General features: G+C 66.1%; 24 protein-coding genes. 4 read left to right on the top strand and 20 right to left on the bottom strand.

Annotation, left to right across the window (positions count from 1 at the left end; translation table 11 throughout):
- The first annotated feature begins 32 nt into the window (after positions 1–32).
- Positions 33–971 (top strand): LysR family transcriptional regulator, encoded by a 939-nt coding sequence (locus tag HY019_RS08650; protein ID WP_290690490.1) that lies wholly within the window; start codon positions 33–35, stop codon positions 969–971.
- Between the two features lie 3 nt (positions 972–974).
- Here the strand turns inward: HY019_RS08650 and HY019_RS08645 are convergent, their stop codons facing one another.
- Together HY019_RS08645 and HY019_RS08640 are read right to left on the bottom strand one after the other, a co-directional pair.
- Positions 975–1,265 (bottom strand): hypothetical protein, encoded by a 291-nt coding sequence (locus tag HY019_RS08645; RefSeq protein WP_290690479.1) that lies wholly within the window; start codon positions 1,263–1,265, stop codon positions 975–977.
- A 38-nt stretch (positions 1,266–1,303) separates the two neighbouring features.
- A complete protein-coding gene (locus HY019_RS08640; RefSeq protein ID WP_290690476.1) occupies positions 1,304–2,005 on the bottom strand; it encodes a glutathione S-transferase family protein in 702 nt (233 codons plus the stop codon).
- Between the two features lie 78 nt (positions 2,006–2,083).
- Here HY019_RS08640 and HY019_RS08635 point away from each other — a divergent pair, with 78 nt between their 5' ends.
- Positions 2,084–2,968 (top strand): LysR family transcriptional regulator, encoded by an 885-nt coding sequence (locus HY019_RS08635; RefSeq protein WP_290690467.1) that lies wholly within the window; start codon positions 2,084–2,086, stop codon positions 2,966–2,968.
- Positions 2,969–3,007: 39 nt separating this feature from the next.
- Positions 3,008–3,271, top strand: a complete 264-nt coding sequence (locus HY019_RS08630; protein ID WP_290690462.1) for a helix-turn-helix transcriptional regulator — start codon at positions 3,008–3,010, stop codon at positions 3,269–3,271.
- A gap of 14 nt (positions 3,272–3,285) precedes the next feature.
- On the opposite strand, the gene HY019_RS08625 is transcribed toward HY019_RS08630, so the two are convergent.
- On the bottom strand, positions 3,286–3,858 hold the full coding sequence (locus tag HY019_RS08625; RefSeq protein WP_290690456.1) for a flavodoxin family protein: 573 nt from the start codon (positions 3,856–3,858) through the stop codon (positions 3,286–3,288).
- Between the two features lie 50 nt (positions 3,859–3,908).
- Positions 3,909–4,409 (bottom strand): DUF2938 domain-containing protein, encoded by a 501-nt coding sequence (locus HY019_RS08620; RefSeq protein WP_290690447.1) that lies wholly within the window; start codon positions 4,407–4,409, stop codon positions 3,909–3,911.
- Between the two features lie 81 nt (positions 4,410–4,490).
- On the opposite strand from HY019_RS08620, the gene HY019_RS08615 reads away from it, so the two are divergent.
- Positions 4,491–4,979, top strand: coding sequence for a helix-turn-helix domain-containing protein (locus HY019_RS08615; RefSeq protein ID WP_290690443.1), 489 nt, complete (start codon positions 4,491–4,493; stop codon positions 4,977–4,979).
- Here HY019_RS08615 and HY019_RS08610 read toward each other — a convergent pair.
- The 16 genes from HY019_RS08610 to HY019_RS08535 are packed head-to-tail and all read right to left on the bottom strand — an operon-like array spanning position 4,976 to position 21,170.
- Positions 4,976–6,100, bottom strand: coding sequence for a TonB family protein (locus tag HY019_RS08610; RefSeq protein WP_290690437.1), 1,125 nt, complete (start codon positions 6,098–6,100; stop codon positions 4,976–4,978). The genes HY019_RS08615 and HY019_RS08610 overlap by 4 nt on opposite strands.
- Positions 6,097–6,591, bottom strand: a complete 495-nt coding sequence (locus tag HY019_RS08605; RefSeq protein WP_290690434.1) for a biopolymer transporter ExbD — start codon at positions 6,589–6,591, stop codon at positions 6,097–6,099. The genes HY019_RS08610 and HY019_RS08605 overlap by 4 nt, the downstream gene beginning before the upstream one ends.
- 7 nt (positions 6,592–6,598) lie before the next feature.
- Positions 6,599–7,102 (bottom strand): biopolymer transporter ExbD, encoded by a 504-nt coding sequence (locus tag HY019_RS08600; RefSeq protein WP_290690429.1) that lies wholly within the window; start codon positions 7,100–7,102, stop codon positions 6,599–6,601.
- A 1-nt stretch (position 7,103) separates the two neighbouring features.
- The gene (locus HY019_RS08595) at positions 7,104–7,760 is read right to left on the bottom strand and encodes a MotA/TolQ/ExbB proton channel family protein (RefSeq protein WP_290690420.1); all 657 of its coding nucleotides are present in this window, start codon (positions 7,758–7,760) and stop codon (positions 7,104–7,106) included.
- Positions 7,761–7,813: 53 nt separating this feature from the next.
- Complete coding sequence (locus HY019_RS08590; protein ID WP_290690416.1) at positions 7,814–8,149, bottom strand: hypothetical protein; 336 nt, start codon at positions 8,147–8,149, stop codon at positions 7,814–7,816.
- Positions 8,146–8,829 carry a tetratricopeptide repeat protein gene (locus tag HY019_RS08585; protein WP_290690410.1) on the bottom strand — a complete coding sequence of 228 codons (684 nt, stop codon included), beginning with the start codon at positions 8,827–8,829 and terminating at the stop codon, positions 8,146–8,148. The genes HY019_RS08590 and HY019_RS08585 overlap by 4 nt, the downstream gene beginning before the upstream one ends.
- On the bottom strand, positions 8,816–11,629 hold the full coding sequence (locus HY019_RS08580; protein WP_290690407.1) for a tetratricopeptide repeat protein: 2,814 nt from the start codon (positions 11,627–11,629) through the stop codon (positions 8,816–8,818). The genes HY019_RS08585 and HY019_RS08580 overlap by 14 nt, the downstream gene beginning before the upstream one ends.
- On the bottom strand, positions 11,613–13,496 hold the full coding sequence (locus tag HY019_RS08575) for a tetratricopeptide repeat protein (RefSeq protein ID WP_290690405.1): 1,884 nt from the start codon (positions 13,494–13,496) through the stop codon (positions 11,613–11,615). The genes HY019_RS08580 and HY019_RS08575 overlap by 17 nt, the downstream gene beginning before the upstream one ends.
- Positions 13,497–13,526: 30 nt before the next feature.
- Positions 13,527–14,114 carry an AraC family transcriptional regulator gene (locus HY019_RS08570; protein ID WP_290690401.1) on the bottom strand — a complete coding sequence of 196 codons (588 nt, stop codon included), beginning with the start codon at positions 14,112–14,114 and terminating at the stop codon, positions 13,527–13,529.
- Positions 14,115–14,126: 12 nt separating this feature from the next.
- A complete protein-coding gene (locus HY019_RS08565; RefSeq protein WP_290690396.1) occupies positions 14,127–15,242 on the bottom strand; it encodes a DUF3570 domain-containing protein in 1,116 nt (371 codons plus the stop codon).
- Positions 15,229–15,459, bottom strand: coding sequence for a DUF4266 domain-containing protein (locus HY019_RS08560; protein WP_290690393.1), 231 nt, complete (start codon positions 15,457–15,459; stop codon positions 15,229–15,231). The genes HY019_RS08565 and HY019_RS08560 overlap by 14 nt, the downstream gene beginning before the upstream one ends.
- Positions 15,456–15,965 carry a TlpA disulfide reductase family protein gene (locus HY019_RS08555; RefSeq protein WP_290690391.1) on the bottom strand — a complete coding sequence of 170 codons (510 nt, stop codon included), beginning with the start codon at positions 15,963–15,965 and terminating at the stop codon, positions 15,456–15,458. The genes HY019_RS08560 and HY019_RS08555 overlap by 4 nt, the downstream gene beginning before the upstream one ends.
- Positions 15,966–15,978: 13 nt before the next feature.
- The gene (locus HY019_RS08550) at positions 15,979–16,656 is read right to left on the bottom strand and encodes an outer membrane beta-barrel domain-containing protein (RefSeq protein WP_290690387.1); all 678 of its coding nucleotides are present in this window, start codon (positions 16,654–16,656) and stop codon (positions 15,979–15,981) included.
- 19 nt (positions 16,657–16,675) lie between these two features.
- Positions 16,676–17,536 (bottom strand): SH3 domain-containing protein, encoded by an 861-nt coding sequence (locus tag HY019_RS08545; protein ID WP_290690384.1) that lies wholly within the window; start codon positions 17,534–17,536, stop codon positions 16,676–16,678.
- Positions 17,533–18,168 carry a hypothetical protein gene (locus HY019_RS08540; protein WP_290690381.1) on the bottom strand — a complete coding sequence of 212 codons (636 nt, stop codon included), beginning with the start codon at positions 18,166–18,168 and terminating at the stop codon, positions 17,533–17,535. The genes HY019_RS08545 and HY019_RS08540 overlap by 4 nt, the downstream gene beginning before the upstream one ends.
- Positions 18,169–18,182: 14 nt before the next feature.
- Positions 18,183–21,170: a hypothetical protein gene (locus HY019_RS08535; protein WP_290690378.1), complete on the bottom strand. Its 2,988-nt coding sequence runs from the start codon at positions 21,168–21,170 to the stop codon at positions 18,183–18,185.
- Positions 21,171–21,227 lie beyond the last annotated feature (57 nt).

Raw genomic sequence — 21,227 nt, 5'->3', positions numbered from 1 at the left:
AACCGCATTCCATCATTGCGATCAATGCACGAATGAACACCGTTGCCGATCTGGCCTTTTTCGTGGCCCTGGCCCGCCAGCCCAGCCTGGCGGCAGCGGCCCAGGAAATGGGCATCACCCCACCCAATGTCAGCCGGCGTCTGGCCGCACTGGAAAAGCGCCTGGGGCTGCGCCTGCTCAACCGCACCACGCGCCGCCTGAGCCTCACGGCCGAAGGGCAGCGTTACCTGCAGGAGGGTGAGCAGATCCTGCGGGATCTGGAGGGGCTCGAAGCCTCGCTGGTGGCGGACCGTCAAGCCCCCAAAGGCCTGCTCAAGGTCAACGCCACCTTCGGTTTTGGCCGGCGCCACCTGGCACCGTTGATCTCCGAATTCGCCCAGCGCTACCCGGAGGTCGAGGTGATCCTGGAGTTGACCGATCGCCCGCTGGACCTGAACGAGCATGGCATCGACGTGGGCATCCAGTTCGGCCCGCCGCCTGATGCAAGGGTGCTGGCGCGGCGCATGGCACGCAACCGCCGCCTCTTGTGTGCCTCACCGGCCTACCTGGCCGAGGCCGGTGTGCCGGCCACCCCGCAGGACCTGGCCCGACACCGCTGCATCGTCATCCGCGAAAACACCGCCACGTTCAACAACTGGCAACTCGTCCAGGGGCCGGACAAGGTGCTGGTGAAAGTGCGTGGCCCACTGAGCACCAACCATGGCGAGATCGCGGTGGACTGGGCCCTGGCCGGCCACGGCATCGTGCTGCGTTCGGAATGGGACGTGGCCAGCTACCTGCGCAGCGGCCGCCTGCAGCGTGTGCTGGCCCCGTGGGCGGGCGACATGGCCGACATCCACGCCGTCTACCCGCAGCGGCATCACATGTCGGCCAAGGTGCGCGTCTTCCTGGACTTCCTGGCCGAGCGTTTTGCGGGCTACCGCGCAGGCCCGGATGCCGCGCAGGACGAGGCCTCGCCCCCGCCTTGGTAAAGGTCAGACCTCCAGCGTGTAGACCTCGGCGGCCATGCGCTCCTGGGTGCTGTGCCCTTGCAAGGCCGCATCCCACTCGGGGCCCGTGGCCCCTTTGACCGGCTGGATGCCCTGGATCATCTGCGCCACCTCGGGCACCCCGCCGTCGTACTCGTCGACCTGATGACGCGTTGCCAGGAAAAGCCGCGACACCGCAGCGCCACCCGAGTCGATGACGACCACATAACGCACAGGCGCGCGCCCCGACCACTCCACATGGTCTTTGGGTTTTTCAATGCCGTAGGTCTGGCTCATGCTTTGATGGTGCCACGCCCGCATGCGGGAAGGGTGATTTACCCCTGCTGGCCTGACAAGCTTTCCGCCTGCATGAAATGGGTGGACAAGGCCGATCGCCGCTCGATCACAAAGCGCCGGAGCAGGTCGGCGTAGTCGGGGCGGGCCGCATCGCGCACGGAAGGCCGCAAAGCCAGCGCCCGGCGCCACGCACGCACCTTGGGCGTGTGGTCGAACACACCCAGATCCACCTGTGCTTCAAAGACATCAAAGTAGCGAAAGATGGGCCCGAACACCGCATCCACCACACTGAAACGCGCGCCGTCGAAATAAGGCCCCTCACCCAGCACCGCCTCGATTTGCGCAAAGCGCGCCCGCAAGGTTTGCGCGCTGGCCTTCAGCACCGTCTGATCAGGCGCGTTGTAGAAGGCGGCGATGGTGTTGAGGATGGCCGAGCCAAACTCCATCCAGCCACGGTGCCTGGCCCGCTGGCGCGCGTCCTGCGGATGCAGCCTGGGCAAGGTTGTCTCATCCAGAAACTCGCAAATCACCGCAGACTCGAAGATGGGCTCGCCATCGGCCAGCAACACCGGCGTCTTGCCCAGCGGGGACACTTTCAAAAACCAATCGGGCTTGTTGGACAGGTCGATGTCCACCCGCTCGAACGCGATGCCCTTTTCCAGCAGCACGATGGCCGCTCTTTGCACATAGGGGCACAGCTTGTGGCTGACGAGGACCAAGGATGGTGTGGCGGTGTTCATGTCGGCATGCCTGCTCGGTTGAAGAGGCTTCACGATAAGATTTCCAATCCGCAATGCCAATATGCACGAGTGCAAAGCATGATTGCAAAAATGCAATACAAACTGACAGCCGGCGACCTGGCGTTCCTGCTGGCCCTGGTGCGCACCGGCACACTGGCTGCGGCGGGTGAACGCCTGGGCGTTGACGGCTCCACGGTGTTCAGGGCCTTGCAGCGCGCCGAGCAAGGCCTGGGCGTGCGCCTGTTCGAGCGCACGCGTTCGGGCTATCAGGCATCGGAGCTGGCACTGGAGTTGGCCGGTCATGCCGAACGCGCAGAAGCCGCGCTGGAGAGCGCGCGCTCGGCCGCCCAGGCCAGCCCGGGCCAGGTCTGCGGCACGGTGAAGATCACCACCACCGACACCGTGCTGCACGCGCTGGTGGCCCCTGCGCTCAAACCGCTGCAGGCGGCGCACCCGCTCTTGAGCTATGAACTGGTGGCCGGCAACGAACTGGCCAGCCTCACACGGCGGGATGCGGACATCGCCGTGCGCGCCACCAGGCGTCCACCGGCCCACCTGGTTGGCAAACATGTGGGGCCCATCCGCGTGGGCCTGTTCACCGCGCGCAAAGGGGGCTTGAAGTCCTTCGATGCCAAGGCAGCGGCCACCGCCAGCTGGATCGCCCCCGACGACGCCTTGCCCGAGCACCCCTCCGTGCTGTGGCGCAAGAAGCACTTCCCGATGGTGCAGCCGCGCTATCGCGTCAACAGCATCCTCACCGTGGCCGAACTCGTTGGGCAAGGCATGGGCATTGGCCTGCTGCCTCTTTTTCTGGCCCATGCCCGCAGCGACCTGCGTCAACTGGGTGGCGAGATCGAGGCTTGCCAGACTGAGCTCTGGTTGCTGACCCACACGGACACCCGCCACCTGCGCCGCGTGTCAGCGGTGTACGGGCACCTGGCCAGACACCTGGCGCTGGCTTGACGGCGCCAGCACCAACATCCCCTGGGTGACAATCAGGCCATGGCACAAGGTAAACGCATCTCGGCAGACATCGGCGGCGACGCCCTCCAGGCGATCAAGGACATGGGGGCCGCCGCAAAGATGGCCCGCACCAAGGCAGGTGAAGGCCAGGCTGCTGCTGCCACCCGCCTGGGCGTGCATGTCCAGACCATCGCACGGATCGAATCCGGCGAACCCGGGGTCGCGATCGGGCACGTGATGGGCATGCTGGCCTTGTACGGCATCTCGACCACGCTGCAACCGCCAGACGACAAGCCCGATTGACGCCTGCCATCAGCTCATGAGATGGTGCCACCGACCCGGCCCATCGTCTGGGCCACATGCTGGCCGAACATCCGGGCCGTCTTGAGGTCGCCCGCAACGAAAGCACCTGCAGGCGCACCATGCGCTGCCTGTGCCATCAGCCCGGACCACGAGCCCAGCCTGTTGACGGCATCGCCATCGGCCACGCCCTGGCCCTGCTCAGGCAGGAAGGGGTTCCCGACCCACAGCATGCCGTGCTGCATGGCGAAGACGAACATCGACATCAAGGTGGACTGCTTGTCGCCTGCCGGCAGCGAGGACACGGTGAACCCGGCGGCCAGTTTGCCTTTGAGCCCCTGGCTTCGCCAAAGGCGCCCCGTGGCGTCCATGAAGGTCTTGAAGCTGCCCGACACCCCGCCCAGGTAGGTCGGCGAGCCCAGGATCAGGCCGTCATAGGGCGTGAGCCCGTCCGGGTTCTGCGCCAGGTCCTCCGCCCGCAACAGATGCGCCTCGACGCCCGGCACGCTGCGCGCGCCGTCCAGGACGTGGTGGGCAAGGTGCTCGGTATGCCCGTGGGCGCTGTGGAAAACGATGGCCAGTTTTTTCATGTTCGTGACTCCGGCAGAACGAGGAATGGAGGGGGCAAGGCGCCAGGGCATCAAGCTGCGCGCACCAAGGGCGCGAGCAATGCCGCAGACAGGTAAAGGCCCAGGCCAAAGACCGTGTGATTGGCCAGGCTGCGCAGGCAGTTTTTCAAGGGTGTCGGGGTCCTGGACGAAGCCAGGCCCGCACCCATGGCCGGTTGCATGACGAACAAGGGCGCCAGCACCGTGCACATGCCCACCGCAACGGCGGGCACCAGGGTCGGGCTCGCCACCCACGCGTGGCCTTGAACCGCCACCAAAAGCGAGGCAAAAGCAATGCCCACCCCGTAGTGGATGAACCAGCCCCATGCGCGTTCACCGGCAATGGGCTCAGCCTTGCTGATGGCCACATGGGCCACCTTGCCGCGCAGCAGATGCCCGCCCCAGCGGCCAATGAAGGCCATGTTCAGCGATGGGACACCCGCGCGGCGCAGCACCATGAGCCACAGGTCCATGAACGCCGTGGCGCCCATGCCGATAAGGGTGATGAGAAAAGCTTCTTGCAGCCATGTCATTTGCGTACCTCCTAGGTTGACCAATGAGCCGATGAAGGTCACTATAGAAGTTGAAGTCAACTTCAAGTCAAGAGGTTTTGGATGGACATTGCGGAAGTCGCGAAACGGTCTGGCGTGCCGGCCTCGACGCTGCGCTACTACGAGAAAAAGGGGCTGATCGCCTCTGTCGGCCCTCAAGGGGTGCGGCGGCGCTTCAACCCGGACGTGCTGGACCAACTGGCGTTGATTGCACTGGGGCAGGCCGCGGGGCTGGCGCTCGACGAGATCCATTCGATGCTGTCGCCCAGCGGCGGCCCGAACATCGACCGCCAATTGCTCGCGGCCAAAGCGGATGACATCGATGCAACCGTCAAGCAGCTCAGAGCGGTCAGCCGTGGCCTGCGGCATGCGGCGGCGTGCCCGGCACCCAGCCACGCCGAGTGCCCCACGTTCCAGGGCTTGCTCAAGGCGGCGGCGGCTGGCGCGCTGGATCGACAGCGCCTGGGCCGCACTCTGACGCCGGCGCCCCGATCGAGTCGGGCGGTGCCCGAACATGCGGCACCAGCGACAGCGGTCAAGAAGCGCCGTTAAGAGGGCAGGAAGTCCACCGGCCAGGTGACCACCATCTGGTCCACCTCTTTCGCACCGAAGTCAAACTGCCGAATGCGCGCCAGCAGCTTGCTTTCCAGCTCGGGCGAATGCAGCTCGCTGGAGACCACGCGACAATCGAGCACATTGCCGCCCGGGGCGATCTTGAGCTCGACCACCACCTTGCCCTGCAACGTCGGGTCCTCACGCAAGGCACGGTTGTAGATGGCGTAGATGGCGCCCTTGTGGCGTTCGAAGACCAGCTTGATCTCCTCGATCGAGCGTGAGGCCTTGCCGCTGTTGCCGCGTTGCAAAGTGCCACCCGCACTGCCGCCGCCGCCCGCCCCCACACCCGTGCCACCGGCATGGCGCCCACGCTCACCGTTACCCGCGACGCTGCCGCCCTGCCCGCCCCCCACCACACCCTCCACCAGCGTGGTGGACCGCCCTGCCAGCCCGCCCCCACCGGTGTTGCGGCTGTAGCCCGAGGTGTTGATGCCCCCGCTGACACCCGCTGCGTTGGAGGTGATCAAGGCGCGTGATGGCAGCCCGGCTTCACGGCCGGCCCCGACACCCGCGCCCGTGCCACTGCCGACACCCTTGCCTTGCTGGATGTCGGTCCGCAACTGAACGGCGGCTGGCGCCCCGCTGATCTGCGCGATCTCGTCTTTCGCGGCCAGCAGGCCGATGCCTGCCACCTTGCGGCGCGCCGCCTCGACTTCTCCGGCCAGCTTGTTCGCGACCGGCACACGCGCTTCGGGCACCGGCGGCGCTTCGTCTCGCTCGACCTTGCGCGCCACAGTGCGAACAGGGCGACGTGGTTCCGGCTGGGCCACAGGGGCTTTGCTGACCGTGGGCTCGGCCGGCTTGCTCACGGGCTCGACCAGCGGCTTGACCGGCACCGGCGGCTCATGCTCCAGCAGCAGCTTGGCCAGCGGCGGCGGCAGCGCCTGCTGCTGCGTGCGATCGGGCTCCGGCCTGGGCCACAACAGCAAGGCCAGGCACAGCAGCACCGTCGTGATCAGCACCGTGCGCGAGACACGCCGGAACAAGCGCTCATCGTCGGCCGAGTCCGACCACGCCAGCACCGGCGTGCGAAACGACACCAGGGTGGCCGCGCTCATGATTCAAACCTCTGCCGAACCGCGAACGAGACATCGCCAAAGTTGGCGCGGGCACTGGTGGCCATGACCTTGCGCAGCAGGCGGTAGGGGATGTCCTTGTCACCCATGATCGTCAGGCGCCGGGCATGCGCTTCGTTCTCCGGACGAACCACCTGGCGGCTGGCCAGCACATCCAGCTCGGCCTTGAGCGGCTCGATCAGGTCGCCCGCCGTGTTGATCACATCGGCCACCGCGGCCACCTTGCGCCCCTCCACCAGGATCTCGGTGGCACTGACCACGACCACCACGGTGTCACGCGGCTGCGTCTGCGACACGGACTCGGGCAGTTGCACGGCCTTCGGGCTGGGCAGTGTCTCGACCCCACCGGCGTTGGACAAGAGGAAGAAGATCAGGATGGTGAACACGTCGATCAGCGACACCAGGTTCATGTCGACCATGCTCTGGTGGCGTGCGCGCCGCGCGGCACGCTTTTGTATGGGGGTGAGTTTCATGGCCCCTCTAGCGGTTGGCGATCGGCGCGTCGCCAATCGAGATGTTGGGGAACAGCTCACCACGCACCACGCTCGCGCCCTGCACCACATGCCCGGCGCGCACGGCGTCCATCACCTGCACAAGGGTGTTGTAGGGGGTATCGGGTTGCGCCAGCACGGTGGCCTCGGCCTTGTCCGGGAACTTGGCCTTGATCTGCTGCACCAGCCGCGCCAGCGAGGCCACATCGGGCACGGTGGGTGCGGCCGCCGTGTTGGGGATGCGCTCGATGAGCCCGCCCACGCGGTCACCCACTTCCAGTGCATCAGGGCGGATCACGATCTCCAATTGCAGGTCGTTGACCTTCAGTTGCGCCACACCCGAGCTGGGTGCGGGCAGGCTCAGGTCGATCACCGCCAGGCGCGTGAACACCGCCGTGGAGAGCAGGAAAGGCACCAGCACCACGATCAAGTTGATGAACGCGGTGATCTCCAGGTGCGCTGGCGTTTTGCGCAAGCGTCGGATGCGTGCCATGTCAGCGAGCCGCGGCCTGTTGCTCGGCGCGGATGCGCATCACGACGTTCAGGAAGCTCATCTTCGCGGCTTCCAGCCCGTCCACGATCTCGCTGGTCTTGGCCTGCAGGAAGGCGTGGATCAGCAGGAAGGGGATGGCCACCATCAGCGCAAACGCCGTGTTGTTCATGGCGATCGAGATACTGGCCGACAGCATCTCGGCCTTCTCGGCCGGGTTGACCTGTGCCACGGCGGTGAAGCCCTTGATCAGGCCGATGATGGTGCCCAGCAGGCCCACCAGCGTGATCACGTTGGCAAAGGTGGCGATGTAGTGCGTGCGCTTTTCCAGGCGGGGTACGATCTCCATCATGCCTTCTTCCATGGCGGCATCGAAGTCTTCACGGCGGCCGGGGCTTTGCATGCGGTCCAGGCCATGGTGCACGATCTTGCCCACCGCCGCGTCGGACTTGGCCGCGAGGTTCTGCACCTCCTTGAACTGCCCCTTTTGCAGCAGGGGCAGCAGCTGTGCCCAGGCCTTGCTGTTGTCACTGCGCGCACGCGAGAGGTAGACGAAACGCTCGATCGCGATCGCCACGCCCACGGCCATGATCAGGATGCTGGGGTAGATGAACAGGCCGCAATCCTGGAAGAACTTGACGGCGGTTTGGAAGGCATTCATATCTCGAATCTCCGAAGGCAAACTGGAATGGGGTGCGGGTGAATGGAGCGGCGTCAAGGCTTGGTCGGGTTGCCGGGCGGCGTGGCCTTGGCGGCTGCAACGGCTGCTACTGCCGCCGCGGTGCGCTGCTGCGTCTGCGCGTCGTACTGCACCTGGCGCCGGAACACATCGCGGTCCACCGGGGCCATGGCCTCATCGACGACACTGACCAAGGGGCGGCCGGCCAGATCACCTGGCGTGGGCCGCTTCCAGGGCACGATGTACAGGACCTTGGGCAACTCGCGGTTGCCGATGATCTGGGTGCGGTCGATCTCGGCGCGGTCTTGTGCGAAGGCCTTGGCGGCACACAGGCCCAGGCAGGTGATCACCAGGCAGGTCAGACGCATCATGATTTGTCCTTTCCAGCCGCGTGGCTTGAAGCGGGCTTGCGGTTCTTCAACTCGGCCACCCACTTCTTCACGGTGGCATCCCCGCTGGGGGTTAGCGCCAGGTAGCGCTCGTATTGGGTCAGCGCACGGCCGGGCTCGGCCAGGTACAGGTCGTAGAGGATGCCCAGGTTGAGGATGGCCTCTGCGTAGCGGTCATTGAGCGCAATGGCCTTTTCATACGCCTCGCGCGCCTTGTCAAACTGCCCTTGCTGGCGGTAGGTGATGCCCAGCTGGTTCAGGTAAAGCGCCTGATTGGGGCTGAGCTTCACCGCCAGCTCCAGCTCCTGCGCCGACTCGGCCAGCTTGCCGGCCTGGCGCTGCATCAGGCCCAGGTTGGCATGGGGGCCGGCCAGCGCCGGGTTGGCGCGCGCCAGGGCCCGAAAGCCACGCTCGGCCAGGGCCGTGTTGCCAGCGCGCAAGGCACGGGTGGCCTCGTCAAAGGCGCGCTGCTCGGCGGCACTGGGCAAGGCCTCGGTGGGCACATGCCCATCAATCTGGCTGGCGGTTGACGCCGTTGATGCGGAGGGCGATGCAGGTGCCCCCATCAGCGACTTCCGTTGCGCGTTCGTCCAGGCGCAGCCGGTCATGCCGACCATCAAGGCCACGGCAGCCGTGCGCCACAAGCCATCAGCGAATCGCATCAACCACCCCTTCGCTGCGTTCGTTCTTGCCATAGCGAACGGGCTGCAGCTCTCGCAAGGCCGCAAAGCTGCGCTTGACCCACTCGTCATAGATGCCGGCAGCCGCACGGCGTGCATTCACCTCGTGCAACTCGCTGGCCTTTTCCTCGAACGGGAAGGCCTGCTCTTCCAGCATCACGTTGTATTGCTCCAGCTCGACCTTGGACAGCTTCCTGGGCCGCTCCGAGCCCATCAGCGCCTTGCCGAAGTCACGGTACAAGGCGGCGATGTGAAAGGTCGCGGCGGTGCTGACATCGGCCACACCGTAGTCAGCGGCCACGGCATAGGCTTTCAAGCCCTCTTCCATCCGGGCCTTCTTGAGCTTCAACTGCTTTTGCAGGGGCTCGACCAGGGCGACCTTGCGATAGGCCTGGGCCACCGGTTCGGCCAGCGCCAATGCGGCCGTGGCACCCAGGTAGCGGGTGCGGTCCGTGCGGGCGGCGCCCCCGTTCTGATCGGCCTGCAGGATGTCTTTCATCAGCGCCAGCTCACGCGCGGTGTTGCCATCCTGCCCGGCGAGGTGGGCCAGGCGCGCACGGGCCTCGATGGCGGGCTCCAGCGGTGTCGGGCGCTGTGCCAGCGTCAGCGCGAGATGGCGTTCGTAGGCCTTGGCGGCCGGCCCACGCGCCCCGACCTTCTCGTGGTACTCGGCGGCCTGCCAGAGCGCATCGCGCGCCACCTTGGGGTCCTTGCTGGTGGTGGCCAGGCGTTCGAGCTCGCCCGCCGCGCTGCCCCACTGCCCCTGCTCGATGTAGGCCACGGCCAGCTTCGGGCTGACGTCGGCCTGCAATGGGTTGTTGGGATAACGCTGGCGGAAGTCCTCCAGCGTGCGTGTGGCAGCGTCCCAGTCCTTGAGCGCGATCAGCGCGGCCGCGGCGTCGTACTGCGCAGTGGCCCGCACCGCCGATTGCGGTGCGACCTCGGCGACGCGGGCGAAATGCGCCACCGCCTCGCGCAACTGGCCTGCAGACCGGGCCTGCTCGCCTTGTTTGTAGACCGAGGCGGCCTGGCGCTCGATCAGCTCCTGACGGCCCGGGGCCTTGGCGGCGGTGAGCTTGAGCACCTCGCCATAAGCGTTCTCAGACACATCGAAAGCGCCGCGCTCAAATGCGGTGTGGGCCAGCACCGTCCAGGCCACACGGCGCTGTGCCTCGGCGGCCGGGGGCTGCAGATCCAGCACCTGCTGGGCCACGCTCGCGGCCTGATCGCCATCGTGCAGGGCATAGAGCTTCTCGGCGGCATCGGTGAGCACGGGGCCGGCGCGGCTGTCGGCTGGGAAGGCCCGCGCAAAGCGCAAGGCGCTGGCCACGCTGGCCTGTTGCAAGGCGGGCAACTGGCCAGCGTCCGCCTTCTTTTGCTCTTGCGCATGGCTGAGCAAGGCGGCATAGCCCGCGTCCGCGCTCTTGTCGTGCGGCGGGTAGTCGTAAGCCGCCTTCTCGTACTCGATGCTGGCTTCGGCAAAGCGCGCATCTTCAAACAGCAGTTCGGCCAGCAGGAAGTTGTTCTGCGCCGCTTGCGGATCCGCGGGGAAGGAGGCGAGGTACTCGCGGTACCAATGCACCGCCTCCTGGTAGTCGGCCGAACGTTTGGATTGCTGTGCCTGTGCGTGGTGGTGGCGTGCCAGCTCGGCCAGGTGGGTCTTGAGCAGCGGCTGCGCGCGCGCCCAGGCCTGCGGCTTGGCGTTGCGGAACGCGCTGTGGCGTCCATAGCGCGCGGCATAGTCCTTCTTCGCCGCGAGCGCCAGGTTGGCGAACCCGCCGCGCTCGTAGATGTCGATCACGCGGGCTTGCAAGACCGGGGCCTGGGCATCAAAAGGCTCACGCTGTGCAAACAGGGTGAAGGTGTCGGCCGCGTCCTTGGGCCGGTCCTGCTTGATGTAGAGCTCACCGAGTTGTTCGTAGACACGGAAGGCGTAGGCGCGGCGCAGGGGCGTGTTGATCAAGGCCGGGATGGCTTCCGCACCCTGCAGGTTGGCCAGGCTCAGGCTGGTCACCCGGAAGGTGTCTTCGACCAGCTCGCGGTCTGCGCGGGTCAGGCCCTCGCTGGCGTCCAGGCTGTCATCGTCAAGCACATTGGCCAGCTTGAGGTCCAACACCCCGAAGAAGGCCTGCAAGGCGTCATCCAGCCGCCCCTGCTTGAACTGCGACCACCCTTGCATGTACAGCGCACGGTCGTGATACGGACTGCCGGGGCCGGCGCTCAGCACGGCGGCATAGGCCTTCTCGGCCTGCGCGTAATCACGGGCTGTGAACAAGAGCTCGCCCCGGCGGAACTGGGCCTCGTCACTGACGGCGGTGGCCGGGAAGTCGCGCACCAGCAGGGTCAGCGTCTTCAACGCGGCATCCAGGTCGCCGCTTTGCTCCTGCGCACGTGCCAACTGGTACAGCACGCGGTCATTGTTGGGGTCGGCTGGATAGGCCTTCAGGTAGTCCTGATAGCGAGCGATCGCGGCGCGGTAGTCCGGCGCACCGGTTGCGGCGGGATCGGCGCTGGCGCTGTCGGCACGGTCCATTTCCAGGTCACCGATGCGGCGCAAGGCCTCGGCACGCTGCGCTGCGTTGGGCGCCCCTGCCAGGAACTGGCGGTAGGCCTCGATGGCCTGCGCCTCGTTGGTGTGGATGGCCTGGTCCTTCTCGACCGTGATCTCGCGGTGGGCCAGCGACTGGATGGTGGGCTCGTTGTCGGGTGTGCCGCGCTTGCTGGCGCACGCGGTGAGCAGGCAGGCCAGGGCCAGCACGGTCAGCTTAGGGCTTGGACGCATCGTCTGCCCCCTTGTTCGCACGGTCATACAACTGCGCCACCGCAAAGCGCGCCTGCATGGCATAGGCATCAAGCCGCGCTTTCTGGCGGGTGAGTTCCGCCACGGCGATGTCCTGCATGAGGCCCTGCTGCTCCTTGCTGAGCGCGGCCAACCTGGGCAGCATCGCGTCAATCACGGGGCTCAGGGCCTTGATGCGTTGGTCAAACAGATCGAAGCGCGCTGGTTCGTCGCGTTGCGCTTGCGCGAGGGCGGCATCCCGGCGCTGCGCTTGGGCCAGCCCTTCGCGGATCACTTGCAGGTTCTTCCTGGCCTCCCACACGCGCTCCGGGTAGGTTTGCGCCAGCTGCCAGGTCAGCGTGCCCGCAGCCAGGCGGACGCGATCGCGGGCCTGCGCGATGTCCGGCGCGGCATCGGGCTGCGCGGTCATCGCTTTCACGCGGGCGATGCGAGCGAGCAGTTCACGCTGCTTGCCATCGGCAAACGCGACGCCATCCTGATCGGCTTCGCCTTGCGTGACCTGGGCCTGGGCGGCATCCAGGCGCTGGCGCAGGTTTTCAATGCCCGCTTCGCTGGCGCGGGCGCGCACCTGGGGCAGGCGCTCGGCAAAGGCCTTGCGACGCGTTTCGAGCATGTCGTTGAAGGTATCTAGCTTGCCGCGCCAGGCCTGGAGGTTGGCCGTGAGGTAGCGCAGGTCGCGCAGGTTCTTGAAAGCCTCCTGGAACTCATGCTGAGCCAGCAGCGCTGTCAGGTGCGCGGCATGCGGCAACTCGGGCAGCACGTCCATGCGCCAGGCTTTCCCCATGTCGTCGCCGGGGTTGCTGGCCAGCAAGGCGTCCACCAACTGACCCGAGCGGATGGCCTCGATGGACGCATCCAGGCTGCCGCGCTCGCGCTCGAAATCGGCGATGGCGTTCTGGTAGTGCGTCAGGGACTGGGCATAGGCGCCCAGCTCGGCATAGGCATAAGGCACGGCGATGCGTGCTTCGAGTGCGGCCGAATCGCTGACCTCTCTGCCACTGAGCTCCAGCCAGGGCGCGAGCGCCAGTTGCGGGTCATTCAGGGCATCGGCGGCCCAGCCAAAGCCCAGCAGCGCCTTGTTGGCTTCCAGGCTTTTCAGGCGCACACGCGCCAGGTAGGTGCGCGCGGCCTGCGGCTGCTTGTCGGCCAGGGCGGCAAAACCCAGGGCCAGGTTGGCACGGTCTCGCAGGGCACGGAACTCTTCGTTCTCGGCATAGGCCTGGCCCAGCTCGTCCAGCAGGGCCGTGCCACCGGCCTTGTCTCCCGACTTGATCTGCGCAATGCCCAGGTTGAAGCGAACGTAGCGGGCATCCGGCGCCTTGGCGCTCATCGCGCTCAGCGCCTTGGCCGCGCCGCTGTAATCGCTGCGGGCCATCAGCAGGTTGGCCTGGAGCAAGCCGCGCTCTTCTTCCAGCTCGGGTGGGAGCGCCTGCTCGACCCGTGCCAGGGCCTCTTCGGCGGGCGCCAGATAGCCGCGCTGGTAACGGATCTTGGCCAGGTAGAACCAGGCACGATCGCGCACGGCAGGCGGGGCCCCCTTCTCGATCAAACGGGTGAAGATCTCACCCGCCTCGCGGTGCAAGCCGTAGGTCAGCAACATGCCGCCGCGCAAGACCTCGGCCTCGTCGGCGTGGGGCGCCACGCGCTCGAAGTGCTGCGAAACCATCAAGGTCGTGATGGACGTGAAGTACTGCGACTGAAAGAAGTGGAACAGCGTGTCGCCATAGTGCGGCGCCTGGACCTCGTGCAAGGGCGGCTCGTCCGTCGCCGATGCGAACACAGGCCAGCCTGAGGCGAGCACACAGGCTGCAGCCACCGCCAGGCGACGCCAGCGCAGTGGGGTATGCAAACGAGAACCAGATCGACAGGGCATGACCGCTTACTGCCAGACTTTGACGTTGAACTCGGGCTGCAATTTGGCCGTGGCGTCCTGGATGCGCAGCTCGATGTACTTGGCGTCGGTGCCCTTGTCGAACTTCACGGTGGCGGCACGCTTGTAGTCACGCTCATGCGGCCCGCCACCGGTGAAGAAGGCGGTCAGCTCGTGCTCGCCCACACGCAGGTTGCCCAGGTAAACGCGTTGCACGCCGCCGCGGTGCAGCGCGGCCACTTCCAGCGGCGTGTAGAGGTAGTTCGCCACCACCTTGTCGTCCAGCCTGATCTGGACCGAGTCCAGCGAGAACATCTTGCCCACGTCCATCGAGACGAAGACGGCGACCTGCGTGCTGGCCGGGAACAAGAGCTCTTCTTCCAGTACGAGCAAGTCCCGATTGAGCTTGATCACGTCGCTCTTGACGTCCTGGATGCGGTCGTCGAGCGCGGCCGGCTCCGGCGTACCGCTTGCGGCCGCTGGGGCAGGGGCACTGGCTGCAGCCGCAGGCACCGCATCGGCGGCACGCGCAGCAGGCAGCAGGGCCACGCCCATGAGCAGCGCAGTGAGGATCAGTTGGAGAGAGCGATCACGCATGGCTGGCCATCGTCAGAAGTTGGTTGACAGGAACAACTGCAGCACGCTGGCTTTGTACGAGTACAGATTGCCGGTGCGGATGTCGGTGAACTCACCGAACTTGTACTGCACGTACTCAAGCGCGCCATTGAGCGTGACGTCGTATTGGCCCGGTACCTTCCTGATCGTGTAGGCCACTTTCCCGCCCAGGCTGATGTCATGGAAGGTGCTCAGCTGCCTGTTGCGCGACACGTAGAGCGTCTCGGCCTGCGCGTTGTTGCTGTAGAACAGCGCGTGCTGTTGCGAGTGGTAGCGCAAGGTGAGGTCCGCCAGCCAGTCGTCGCCGAAGTAGCGGCTGTAGGTCACATCCAGCGTGCTGGCCTTGATGCCCCAGGTATCCCAGTAGTAGCGGTAGCCCACCTGCATGGCATCACGCGAGCCCAGGTCGCCCACCACGCGCCACTTGAGGGCACGCGATGACCTGGTGCCTGGCACACGCTCGGGCACCGCCGCGCCGAACACATAGGCCACGCGGTAGGGGCTGCCCAGGAAGCCATCATCGGCCAGCGCCTCCAGGTTGAGGCTGGTGATCCAGCGCGGCGTGAGGATCAGGGAGGAGCCCAGCCGGTATTGCCAGTGCGTGGCGGTGGCCTTGAAGCCCGGCTCGGCATGCTTGCCGACCTTGTCGTCGCCGTGCGTGAAGCCCATGTTGACGGTTGACATGCCGCCAAACACTTCCTGTGCGATGTCCAGCCCGACACGGTTGGCCGTGTAGTCCGGCTCCTTGCTCGACGAGGTCGACAGCGTGAGCTTCGAATCTCGGTAGACGTAGTCGGCAGACAGGCCGTACTCGGTGCGGCGCTCGGTGAACGGGCTGGCTGCCGTCACCACGTCGATCGACGCGTTGCTGACCGCGTCGACGTAGACCGTGCCGGTCACGGCCACCTTGTCCATCACGCTCTTGCGCAGCAGCAGTGCCGGGCCACTGGCCTTGACCCCACCGCCGTCGTAGCGGTGATAGAGCAGCTCGGCCTTGTCCGCCCCGAGGTCGACCGCGCGCGCGCCGCTGGCGGCAAACAGGCTGCCCAGCAGGCCTGCCAGTTGACGGGCGATGGTGGCCCACCGAGCGGGTCGCTTAATTGCAGCCACAGCCGCCTCCTTGCACGCCGGTGGCACCGCGCGCACCTTCACGCACATCGCGCACGTGCTCGCGGCTCTTCTCGGCGAGCGAGCCCCGCTCGAAGCTCATGATCGGGTCGGCCAGGCGCTCGCGCTCATACGGTTTGACCCAGGGTTGCATCGCGCACCCCCCCAGCAAGGTGGCGCTCAGGCACGCGCCGGCCAGCAAGTGCATCCGGGTGCTCATTTCAACAGCTCCCGGATCTGCTTGTCGTACACATCCTCGTAGCCGCTGAGGTAGCCACGGTGCACATGGCGCACCTGGCCATCACGGTCGATCAGCACGGTCGAGGGCATGGTGACCAGGTCGTACTGGCCGCTGACCTTCTTGTCCGTGTCCAGCAGCACCGGGAACTTGAGCCCCAGCTTGGTCGCCATCTCGGCGGCGCTGCGCGGGTCGTCATCCACATTGACCCCCAGCAGCACGAAGCCCGACTTGCGGTACTTCTCGTACAGGCGGTTCAGGTGCGGCATCTCCTGCCGGCAGGGGCCACACCAGGTCGCCCAGAAGTTCACCATCACCACCTGGCCACGCTGCTCCTGCAGGCGCAGGTTCGGGCCGTTCATCGCACGCAGGGTGAAGTCTGGCGCGGCCGTGGCGGGTGTCACCGCCTGCGCCGCAGCGCTGGCCAGGGCCCCCACGGCGGCCAGGCACAGCCAACGGGTGGCGCGGGAAAACAAGGTCGTGGTCATCGTGTGCGCTCGCTCAGAAGATGACCGTCAGGCCGGCGGTGAACTCAAGGTTGTGCGTGCTTTGCTGCTTGCCCAACAGGTCGAGCGTGAAGATGTGGTCACGCGCGTCAAGTTGCAGGGCGGCCCAGTCGCTCATGTAGACGCGAAACCCCGCGCCGAAGTTGAAGGTCTGGCGCGTCTGGTTCACGAACTTGGTGCTGCCCACCCCACCAATCAGGTACAAGGCCGCAGGCTTGGCGTGCTTGCTGCCAATGAAGATCTCGGCTGGCAACACGTTGTAGCCCACCGAGAGGTTGTAGTAGCTCAGGCTGGCCGTGGGCTGCTCGAACACGCCGCTGGGCAGGATCTGGCGGAAGGCCTCATCTGACACCTTGGTCTTGCCATAGACGCCCTCGACAAAGATGTCTTCGGTGACCGCGTAACCCAGACGCAAACCATACACGGCGTGGGCACCAAAGTTCTGCGTCGCATACGTGCCGGCGAACAGCCCCAGCTCGAAGTCGTTCGAGGGGTACTGGGGCAGCGCGACCTCGCGGCGGTCAAGCTGCGGCACAACGGGCTGATCGGCATTGGAGGGTGCGACAGGGTCAGCAGCCAGCGCCCCGCCAGCCGCCGCCAGCAGCGGCACAAACACGGCCGCGCGCATGGCGGCAACAAGTGACTTGGTGATCATGGGGATGGTGTGAAACATGGGGCTTTCCACTCAGACATCAGAAGAAGAACGCCATGCCCAGCGTCCAGGCCCGGAATTCGTTGGTATGGGTATCAGAGAAGAAGACGGTATGGAGGCTGTAGTCCGCGCGCACAAGGAAGCGGTCGCTCAGGTGGTAGTTGACGCCCGCAGTCGCGTTGGCGAGCTTGGAGCGGGTGGTGGTGGCGCCCACCAGGCTGGCATTGGGCACGTACTTGTATTTGCCCATGCCGATGGACGCAAAGGGCGAGAAGCGTTGGTCCGACCAGGGCTCGGTGAGCAGGCTGAGGTGCCAGAAGTCTGCGCCGGCAAACTTGCCCTGCACCTGCCCGACGGTGCCCTCCAGGCTGAGCGTCTCCGACAGCCGGTAGCTGGTCCAGATCTTGAGCATGGGCTCGGCATTGAAGCGGCCCCATGCAGCACCCAACTGGACACGGCGGCTGAGGTAGTCGTCGATCAGGATGTCGCGAAAGCTCTTGGTGGCACCAGACGCGGTCAGCGTGGTCTCCAGTTGCTGGCGCGAAACCCAACCCATCTTGCCCCCTGCCGTGCGCACCCGGAACCAGTCGGTGTGGCGCAACTCGATCTCGATCCACTCGGCGCGGGCCACGACGAAGAACACGGGGAAGCCGCGCCCCGGCCCGGTGCGCAACTCGATGTAGGGATCGCTGACTTGCAGGCGCTCGGTGGCTGGCGATGGCGCGGGCGCAGGGGCCGGTGTGGCTACGGGTGCTGATGCAGGTAGTGGTACTTGTGCTGGTGCAGACGCCGGAACAGAGGCCGCCACGACCTCATCGGCAGCGCGGGCACCCGTGGCCCCGAGCAGCCCCACCGTCACCGCCAGCACAACGGCACCTGAACGAAGGAAGGTGGCCATCATGGTGGGTTGCAGGCCCCGGTCAGGCGATTGGCAGGCGTGAACAGCGCGTCGGCTGCGACACTGAACTCGTCCTGCCCTGTTGGCATGGGGTGCGTGATCCAGTAGCTGATGCGTTGCGCGTTGGGGTCGCTGGTGTCCTGGATGATCTGGCCACCACCATGCAAGACCAGCAACAAGGGCTTGGCCAGCAGGCGGCTCTGCGTGGGCGAGCCCACCACGACCGCGCCCTGGGCGGAGTAGAAGTTCTTGTACATGTCGCTGGCACGGATCACATCCGGCGTGTTGGCCGGGTCGCCCAGGTCCACCTCCTGCGCGGAGGGCACGAGCCGGAGCGCGCCGCCCGCACCGGTGGTGGTGTCATGGCAACCGGCACCCGCGCAGCTGTTGGTGGCACCACCGCCCTGCAGCGCCGGCAACTGCGCGATGAGGATCGGGTTGATGCACTTCTGGAAGTAGGCGAACGACAGGCGCTGGCCGCCCGTGGTGGCCGGGTTGCTCACCGTGGCGGGGTTGCTGAGCGGGTTCGCCGAGCCACCACCGCCGCCACAGGCCGTCAGGCCCAGAGAAAGCGCAAGCGATAGAGAAAGGGCGGCAGCGCCTGGCGCCCTCACGTCCATCACACGTCTGTACAAGCACATCATGGACATCAGCAACCTGTCGCGATCCAGTTGGCAATCTTGGTGTAATTCGCGCTGCCAACCGGCAGCACCGCGGCGCCCCCTACCGCGCCCGTCGGGTGCGGCGCGGTCGAAGGCTTGCTCAACAAGGCGTTCGACGACGCATTGCAGGCATTGGAGATCATCGTCAGCGTGACGTTGTAGTCGCCTTCGACATCACCCGTCAGCACGAAGCGGTTGTTGCGGAACGAGGTGCCTGGTGGCGTGGCCGAGGCACTGCTGCCCAGCGCCTGGTGGCAGCCGCTCGCGCAGGTATCGCGCAGAACCGGGAACACCTGCGTCGCAAACGCCGTCTGGCTCAAGCCGGTGATGACACGCACGCCCGAGTTGCTGTTGAACGGGTCGTTGTAGTACTTGCCACCCAGGTCGATCCACTCGGCCACAAGGCGCTTCTCGGCCTTGGTGAGCAAGGTCGAGTGATCCGGCGCTGTACCTGGCGGGTTGGGGTGCGCCAGGCGCGCCGCACTGCCCGAGGACAAGGATTGCCCCCACAGGATCTCGGCGAGCCGGCTCTTGCGTGTCAGGCCCAGGGCCTCGCCCTCGCTGGCCGCGGTGTCCACCAGCGCGGGGCCACGCGCCACCACGCTCACGCCCTCTTCGATGCGCAACACCGGGTTGCCGTTGGCATCCAGCAAGGGGTCACCCAGCATCAGTTCCTGGTAGGAGGACATGCGGCCTGACCCGCCCACCGTGCCGCTCAGATCCAGCTTGGCCGGGTCGTTGTGGCAGGTTGTGCAGGTGTTCGCGCCGTTGACGCCACGCGCACGCGTCCACAGCGGCTGAATGTGCTCGGGGTAGTTGATCACGCCATTGGTGGGCGCCGCGGTGACCAGATCGCTGTAGCTCAAGGTGATCGCCGTGCGGGCAGTCACGCCAGGCTTGTTGGTGTCTGCCCAGATGTCCGTGTAGACCATGTTGGGAGCGAGCTGCAAGGCTGTCGGGTCCAGACGCGTGCGGGTAGCGGCCATGGTTTCACCCGGCAGGTGGGCAGCCTGCATGCTGGCAATGAGCCCAGCGGGTGTGCTGTTGACCACGGCGCCCGAGTTGATCGCCCCACCACGGCGCGGGCTGTGGCAGCCATCGCAGGTGCGGCGCTCACCCGGTCGCACCTGGATCCAGTTGGTGTGGGTCTGGAAGGCACGGCCCTCGGCGTCGATGACGGCCAGCCCGATGGGGGTATCGGCCGGCACCTGCAGCTTGAACGACCCATCTGGCTCGATGGGCGCATAACCCAGGATCTGCTGCATCTCGAACTCGGTCTCGCCAATGGCGCCACGTGTGCCGGTCATGCCCACGGGGGGTGCCACGGCCCGGAACACCCGGATGAAGCGCGCCGGCGCACAACCATAGGCGCGGTCAGCCGGGTCTTTCATGCGCAGCAAATCGGCGATCAAGGGGCGGGTGTCCAGCGGGTCGCTGGGTGTGGTCTTGGCGATGGCCGTGGTGCAACCGGAGGGCAGATCGGCGGGCACCAGCGCGGCGTCACCCATGCGGCCCAGGCCATCGGTGTCGTACACGCTGCGCACTTCCAGCAAACCCATGTTCTGCTGCTTGAGCGTTTCGTCCAGATTGGTCGCGTCAACCGTGCTGGGCTCGGGGCGGGCCTCCAGGGCAACCGGGTGGGTGTACATGAAGCCGTCAGGCGGCGCGGCCACGTTCAGCCAGGTCTGCTTGGCAGGGTCAAACATGTAGACCGCATAGGACGGGGCCACGTTGTCCTGCAACTCGTCGGTCAGGGCTTCGCTGATCAGGCGGTTTCCGTCGGCCAGACGCGCCCGCTCGGCATCGCTGAGCGTGGCGCACGAGACGATCACACCTTTGCGACGGACCTGGCATGGCGTGTACGACAAGAGCACGCGGTCCGTGCCATCCCACATGGGGTAGGGTGTGGTGATGCGCCCGTAGCGTGACAAGCCTCGGTCAAAGTTCAAGGTGTTGGCCGAGGGTTGCGCCTGTCCGCCCACCGCAGGCACGGTGGCATTGGCCGGGGTGTTCTGCTCGGAATAGTTCGCCGCATCGACAAACACCAGCGCACCGCCCTCATGCGTGCGCGACAGCGGCATCAGGTCAGAGGCCACATAGCCTTTGTACTTGCCCTTGGGGTCCATCTCGCGTGGGTGCAGGAAGCTGTTGCCATCGCTGTGCGCGCCATACAGCACGAACAGGTCGGTGCCATCGGGCTTGATGCGAAAGATCTTGAAGTGGTTGCGCCCGCCCACGTGGTCCCAGCGCGAGAACATGATCTCGCCGTTCTGGCGCACCACCGGGCTGCGGTCATGGCTCTGGTTGAACGAGATCTGCGTGATGTTGCCGCCATCGGCGTCCATCGTGTGCAGGTTGAAGACGCGCTCGCGCTCGTACTCGTCCAGCGCGAAGTAGCTGTGGCCCAGCGCCTGGTTGACCTTGGACTTGGTCTGGCGGTTGGAGGTGAAGACCACACCGCGCCCACCTGGCAGGTAGGTCGGGTCCACGTCATCGTCATCGGTCGAGCTGGTGAGTCGGCGATAAGCGCCCCCCTTCAGCCCCCCATTGCTCATGTCGTATTCCCAGATGTTCCAGCGGCCCGTGCAGGCGCGCTCGGTGCCGATCATCGCGGTGTTCGTGCTCGGGCAGCGCATCGCGAAGAGGATCTTCTTGCCGTCGTAAGAGACCTCTGGCCCCGAAGCATCACCCACGCCTTGCGTGAACTGCGTGGTGATGTTGTATTCAGGCGCGCTGGGCGAAGACTTTTCCCTGATCAGCAAGTCCCCGCCTGGCGCCGTTGGCGCCCCATTGGTCGGGTTGGCCGAGATCGTGTTGACACGCTTGGCATAGGCAATGGGCGTGTCGCTGACGGACGCGCTGGCAGGATCGGCATTGGAGCCAGACAGCGAGGACGAGCCATCCCCGCTGCCGCAGCCACTCAAGGCCAGCAGCAGCGCAGCAGTGGTGCATGCGAATGAGACATGACGTTTCATGATGCGAGCCTCCTCCTGTATGTGCTTGTAGACGAACGCGATGGACGTGCTGGTGGG

Source organism: Aquabacterium sp. (assembly GCF_016195855.1).
In the GTDB taxonomy this organism is placed as follows: domain Bacteria; phylum Pseudomonadota; class Gammaproteobacteria; order Burkholderiales; family Burkholderiaceae_C; genus Aquabacterium.
This window is presented reverse-complemented; position numbering and strand designations above follow the sequence as displayed.